Annotated in this window: 1 protein-coding gene; it reads left to right on the top strand. The window is 53.8% G+C overall.

What is annotated here, in order from left to right:
• Positions 1 to 23: 23 nt before the first annotated feature.
• Positions 24 to 1,054: toxin TcdB middle/N-terminal domain-containing protein (locus tag Xenpb_RS20590; RefSeq protein ID WP_368666853.1), on the top strand; the 1,031-nt coding region annotated here is incomplete at its 3' end.

Genomic DNA, 1,054 nt, shown 5'->3' with positions numbered 1-1,054 from the left:
GGGCGGGACTGGCTGATTTGGTCATGATTGGACCCCGCAGTGTCCGTTTGTACGCTAACCAACCAACGGGCTGGAAAAAAGGCAGCACCGTTATCCAGTCCGACGGCATGACATTACCGATCCCCGGTGCAGATGCGCGAAAACTGGTCGCCTTTGCCGATATGCTGGGTTCCGGTCAACAGCATCTGACAGAAATTGCGGCTGACGGCGTGACATGCTGGCCTAATCTGGGACACGGCCGTTTTGGACAACCCATCAGGTTGTCAGGATTTACCGCCTCAGCCAAAAACTTTAATCCCGATCAGGTGTATCTGGCCGATATTGACGGTTCCGGCACCACCGATATTCTCTATGTCCACAGCACCTATCTGGAGCTGTTTATCAATGAAAGCGGTAATCAGTTTGCTCCACCCGTGCGTATCAATCTGCCTGAGGGTGTGCTGTTTGACCGGACCTGTCAGTTACATATTGCTGATACGCAGGGATTAGGCGTATCCAGCATTATCCTGACCGTACCGCATAGGGCAGTACAACACTGGCGCCTTGACCTGACGCGACACAAACCCTGGCTGTTGAATATCATCAACAATAATATGGGCGCGGAGACCACGCTGTTTTACCGCAGTTCGGCGCAGTTCTGGCTGGATGAAAAACACCAGGCCGAAAACGTGGGACGGGCTGTAACCAGTTATCTGCCATTCCCTATTCATGTCTTGTGGCGAACCGAAGTCGTGGATGAAATCACGGGTAACCGGCTGACGTCAGAGCAGGATTATGCCCATGGCGCCTGGGATGGCAGAGAGCGTGAGTTCCGGGGATTTGGCCGGGTCAGACAGAAAGATACTGATAAGCTGGCCCAGGCAACCCATTCGTCAGTCACCGATCCCCTGTCGCCAGCCATCACGATCAGCTGGTTTGCCACGGGAATTCCCGCCGTTGATACCCTGTTGGCAAATGAATTCTGGCACGGGGACAAACAGGCTTTCCCGCCCTTTACCTGCCGTTTTACGCATTTTGACCCTGATAAAGAACAGGATGTCACGTTCGTGCCCTC

The sequence above is a fragment of the Xenorhabdus sp. PB62.4 genome (assembly GCF_014467285.1).
In the GTDB taxonomy this organism is placed as follows: Bacteria; Pseudomonadota; Gammaproteobacteria; order Enterobacterales; family Enterobacteriaceae; genus Xenorhabdus.
The sequence above is the reverse complement of the archived record's forward strand: the minus strand, read 5'-3'. Positions and strand labels throughout refer to the sequence as shown.